This is a genomic window from Siccibacter turicensis LMG 23730, assembly GCF_000463155.2.
GTDB classification, from domain to species: Bacteria; Pseudomonadota; Gammaproteobacteria; order Enterobacterales; family Enterobacteriaceae; genus Siccibacter; species Siccibacter turicensis.
This window is the reverse complement of record NZ_AWFZ01000053.1, coordinates 1-4,804: the sequence shown is the minus strand read 5'-3', so window position 1 is coordinate 4,804 and position 4,804 is coordinate 1. Positions and strand designations below refer to the sequence as shown.

At 52.0% G+C, this 4,804-nt stretch carries 4 protein-coding genes, 4 tRNA genes and 1 rRNA gene; 1 reads left to right on the top strand and 8 read right to left on the bottom strand.

Annotation, left to right across the window (positions count from 1 at the left end):
• The 5 genes from DW58_RS20430 to DW58_RS17910 form a co-directional block, all read right to left on the bottom strand.
• Positions 1 to 155: GTP-binding protein (locus DW58_RS20430; protein ID WP_001690099.1), on the bottom strand; the 155-nt coding region annotated here is incomplete at its 3' end.
• Positions 156 to 266: 111 nt separating this feature from the next.
• A tRNA-Thr gene (locus DW58_RS17925) sits at positions 267 to 342 on the bottom strand.
• Positions 343 to 348: 6 nt separating this feature from the next.
• Positions 349 to 423: transfer RNA gene (locus DW58_RS17920), tRNA-Gly, on the bottom strand.
• Positions 424 to 544: 121 nt separating this feature from the next.
• Positions 545 to 629: transfer RNA gene (locus tag DW58_RS17915), tRNA-Tyr, on the bottom strand.
• Positions 630 to 639: 10 nt separating this feature from the next.
• Positions 640 to 715 (bottom strand) — tRNA-Thr (locus DW58_RS17910).
• A 479-nt stretch (positions 716 to 1,194) separates the two neighbouring features.
• On the opposite strand from DW58_RS17910, the gene coaA reads away from it, so the two are divergent.
• The gene (coaA, locus tag DW58_RS17905; protein WP_024549358.1) at positions 1,195 to 2,145 is read left to right on the top strand and encodes a type I pantothenate kinase; all 951 of its coding nucleotides are present in this window, start codon (positions 1,195 to 1,197) and stop codon (positions 2,143 to 2,145) included.
• 23 nt (positions 2,146 to 2,168) lie between these two features.
• On the opposite strand, the gene birA is transcribed toward coaA, so the two are convergent.
• The 3 genes from birA to rrf form a co-directional block, all read right to left on the bottom strand.
• Complete coding sequence (gene birA, locus DW58_RS17900; RefSeq protein WP_024549357.1) at positions 2,169 to 3,131, bottom strand: bifunctional biotin--[acetyl-CoA-carboxylase] ligase/biotin operon repressor BirA; 963 nt, start codon at positions 3,129 to 3,131, stop codon at positions 2,169 to 2,171.
• Positions 3,128 to 4,156: a UDP-N-acetylmuramate dehydrogenase gene (murB, locus tag DW58_RS17895; RefSeq protein ID WP_024549356.1), complete on the bottom strand. Its 1,029-nt coding sequence runs from the start codon at positions 4,154 to 4,156 to the stop codon at positions 3,128 to 3,130. The genes birA and murB overlap by 4 nt, the downstream gene beginning before the upstream one ends.
• 389 nt (positions 4,157 to 4,545) lie before the next feature.
• Positions 4,546 to 4,661, bottom strand: a 5S ribosomal RNA gene (rrf, locus tag DW58_RS17890).
• Between the last annotated feature and the right edge of the window lie 143 nt (positions 4,662 to 4,804).

Genomic DNA, 4,804 nt, shown 5'->3' with positions numbered 1-4,804 from the left:
TTATCGATCTGATCGAATGCGCGAGCAGCACCACCGTAGGTTTTAGCCAGTACGGTAGTGATTGCAGCGGTCAGCGTTGTTTTACCATGGTCAACGTGGCCGATAGTACCGACGTTAACGTGCGGTTTTGTACGTTCAAACTTTTCTTTAGACATCGATTGTCCCTCTAAGACACGGATAAATCGGTGATATCACCACATCAACCAGGCAATTGCCTGAATTTGTTGAATTCATTAACAGAAGATAAGCAGGATGGAAAAGAGAAGTGGTGCTGATAGGCAGATTCGAACTGCCGACCTCACCCTTACCAAGGGTGCGCTCTACCAACTGAGCTATATCAGCACATCTTGGAGCGGGCAGCGGGAATCGAACCCGCATCATCAGCTTGGAAGGCTGAGGTAATAGCCATTATACGATGCCCGCATCCTGGAACTCGGCTACCTGAATCTTTCTGTTGTGAATATTGAGAGGAAACCTCTCACTATTCGAGGCGATTGGCTGGGAGCTTTTCGCCTCGGACCCTGTTGTCAGACAGAGTCGAATATGGTGGTGGGGGAAGGATTCGAACCTTCGAAGTCGATGACGGCAGATTTACAGTCTGCTCCCTTTGGCCGCTCGGGAACCCCACCCGATACTTGATGGTGCCGGCTACCGGAATCGAACTGGTGACCTACTGATTACAAGTCAGTTGCTCTACCTACTGAGCTAAGCCGGCATCAAGTAGCGCGCATTCTAGGAATAGCGGCGCCTGCATGCAACAAAAAAATTGCATAAACTGCTCTATCGCTCACATTTTGTGCGACAACCCGTAAATGTGACGTTATTTCCACCATCTATGAACAAATATTCGGCAGCGCGGTCTACTCTCTTACAGGAAAGCCGTGCCGGGATACGCTTTATAAACCGCATCGTATCGTGCCGGCCGTCCATTATTATCACAGCCGATTTTTGATAGTGCGGGTATTTATCAAGCCTTTTGCCACAGACATCGCTGACCTTTTATCAGCGTGACGCCCCCCACTTTACGCGTCAGCTGAGGAGATTTTTTCTTATTATTCGCCGCCATCTGGTGTTACCCTCCTGCCCATTGTCAATAATCTGGATGAGTGGCACGCCATTGCGCGGCCAGCGATGAAGCGTGACACCACGTCTTGTCGCCTTCATTAATGTCCGCAATAACTGGCAGGCATGCTTATGGGTAATAGAGAGCAAACGTTAATGACGCCGTATTTACAGTTTAACCGGAGCCAGTGGGCTGCACTGCGTGATTCTGTACCGATGACGCTCACGGAAGGTGAAATCGCCCGGTTAAAAGGTATTAATGAGGATCTCTCCTTAGAAGAGGTGGCGGAGATCTATCTGCCCCTGTCGCGTCTGCTAAATTTCTACATCAGTTCCAACTTACGTCGTCAGGCCGTGCTGGAGCAGTTCCTGGGGACTGACGGGCAACGTATACCTTATATCATCAGCATTGCTGGCAGCGTGGCCGTGGGAAAGAGCACAACCGCGCGTGTGCTGCAGGCGCTACTGAGTCGCTGGCCTGAGCATCGCCGCGTCGAGTTGATCACCACAGACGGTTTCCTTCATCCTAATAAGGTGCTCAAAGAGCGCGATCTGATGAAGAAGAAAGGATTTCCTCAATCCTACGATATGCACCGTCTGGTGAAGTTCGTTTCCGATCTCAAGTCAGGCGTACCTAACGTCACCGCACCGGTTTATTCGCACCTTATTTATGATGTCATTCCAGAAGGGGATAAGACGGTAGCGCACCCGGATATTCTGATTCTGGAAGGGTTAAACGTATTACAAAGCGGTATGGATTATCCGCACGACCCTCATCATGTATTTGTTTCCGACTTCGTTGATTTTTCAATATATGTCGATGCGCCTGAGGATCTGCTGCAGACCTGGTATATCAATCGCTTCCTGAAATTCCGCGAGGGGGCGTTCACTGACCCTGACTCCTATTTCCACAACTATGCGAAGCTATCTGAAGAAGAAGCGATTAAGGTCGCCACCACGCTGTGGAAAGAAATCAACTGGCTGAATTTAAAAGAAAATATACTACCCACCCGTGAGCGAGCCAGCCTGATCATGACCAAGAGCGCCGATCATGCCGTCGAGTGCGTAAGGTTACGAAAATAAAAAAGGGGGCTCGCCCCCTTTTTTTAATCTGCACCGCGCAGTGATATTTCACCGCCCATCCAGGGTTTTACTGCCCCATCCTGTTCGAGTAATAGCGCGCCCTGTTGATCGATACCCCGTGATATTCCATAAATTTCACGTTCGCCAATAATTAGTTTTACCTGGCGATGGATAAAATTATCAAGCCGCTCCCAGCGCGCCAGGAATGGCGCCAGACCTTCCTGTTCAAATGTCGTCAATGCACTGCGTAGCTCGTTGATGAGCCGGACTGCCAGCTGGTTACGATCGACCGCAATATTCGCTTCCTGCAGGTTGATCCACCCCTGATTCACAATATCGCTCACCACCTGGCGCATCGCCAGGTTAATGCCGGCCCCGATAACAATATGGGCCGCATCGCCCGTTTTACCGGTAAGTTCGACCAGAATGCCCGCCAGTTTGCGATCGTGCAGATAGAGATCGTTAGGCCATTTTACTCTGACATCTTTGGCACCGAGATCCTGAAGCACCTCGGCCATGATAATGCCAATTACCAGGCTCAAACCGATAGCGGCTGCCGGGCCCTGCTCAAGACGCCAGTACATCGAGAGGTAGAGGTTCGAACCAAAGGGCGAAAACCACTTCCTACCGCGCCGCCCACGGCCAGCCTGCTGATATTCCGCAATGCAGGCATCTCCCGATTGTAAACTGCCGATCCGTTCCATCAGATACTGGTTAGTGGAATCAATAACCGGCAGTACCGCTACCGTGCCGTCCGTAATCTGAGAATGAATAAAATGCTCATCCAGCAGCTGAACCGGTTCCGGCAGGCTGTAACCCTTGCCCGGCACGGTAAAGACGTCAACGCCCCAGTCACGTAGCGTCTGGATATGCTTATTAATCGCCGCCCGGCTCATGCCTAACGACTCGCCAAGCTGCTCACCAGAATGAAATTCGCCATCAGCCAGGATAGAAATTAACGTCAGGGGGATGGTGTTATCCTTCATGCTATTTGCTCCACGGCATTAACCTCGCCAGTACGTCCAATAAAGCGTACTTCCGGCTCCAGCCAGACATTGAATTTTTCCCCCACGCACTGCCGTACGTGGCGCGCCAGGTTGATGATGTCCCGGCTTACCGCATTGTCTTCATTAATGAGTACCAGCGCCTGATGGCGGTGTACCGCAGCACCGCCAGAACGGTAGCCTTTCAGATGACACTGATCGATAAGCCAGCCCGCAGCGAGCTTGGTGGACCCGTCCGCCTGAGGATAGTGTGGCGCATCGGGATAGCGTTTTAGCAGCGCAGCGGTTTGTTCGGCGCTGACGACCGGGTTCTTGAAGAAGCTTCCCGCATTACCGTTTACTTTGGGATCGGGCAGTTTACTGCTGCGCATATGGCAGACCGCATCGAACACCTGCTGTGGCGTGACGGTTTGCGGATCCAGGCGCACTAAATCGCCGTAGGTTAATATCGGCTGCCAGGTTTTTGGCAGACGTATTCCCACACCGATAATGACGTATCGATTCTGATATTCATGCTTGAAGATGCTGTCGCGGTAGCCAAAGCGGCACTGCTCGTTGGTCAGGCGTACCATTTCATCGCTTTCAGGATCGATGCAGTCAACGTACTCGCAGACCTGCTTGAGCTCTACGCCGTAAGCGCCAATGTTCTGGATAGGGGACGACCCAACACAGCCCGGGATCAGCGCGAGATTCTCAAGGCCATGCATCCCGTGCGCCAGCGAGTATTTAACCAGCTCATGCCAGTTCTCCCCTGCGCCCACGTGCAGATGCCATGCGTCTTCGCTCTCAGTGACCGCTATCCCTTTAATGCGATTGAGGATGACAACGCCCTCATAATCTTCCGTAAAAAAGACGTTGCTCCCCTCGCCCAGAATCAGGACGGGCAGGCCATGTTGACTGGCGGTGCACCAGGCACGAGAAAGCTGCTCCGCCGATTCTGCGGCAACAAGCTCACGGGCATTCGACTGAATACCAAAGGTATTGAAAGGCTTAAGGGAGATGCGCATAAATGTATCCTGATTCAAACTTCGGCTAGTTTACCCGATCTGTTTCAGGAAGGCTTGCACGGTGGGGCGGGGATTGAGTCGAGGTAGAGGTTAGATCTGTGTTGCGGTTTATCACCGGCTGACTTCAACACTAAGCCGTAGGATAGGTGGCAGGTAATATATGTGAATAAATATCAGAAAATGTCCGAGTGAAGGTAATGGTGGCGCCGAAGGCCAGGAAGGATGAGAGCGTTGATCGAGCGAGGTGCCCGTAACGTTAGTTTTTGTGTATAGCCGGGGGTATGGATATATGTCAGCATCTGGGACGGGACGCTGGCGATACCGGCGGGTTTTCCCGGCACCGGAATGCAAAAAACCCTCAGCTTTCGCTGAGGGTTCTTCAATTTGATGCCTGGCAGTTCCCTACTCTCGCATGGGGAGACCCCACACTACCATCGGCGCTACGGCGTTTCACTTCTGAGTTCGGCATGGGGTCAGGTGGGACCACCGCGCTACAGCCGCCAGGCAAATTCTGTTCACCTGCCGCCTCGCGGCCACAGGTTTAATCCGTCTCAAGCTGAAAATCTCTCAAATCCAACACCAAAACACCTTCGGCGTTGTAAGGTTAAGCCTCACGGTTCATTAGTACCGGTTAGCTCAACGCATCGC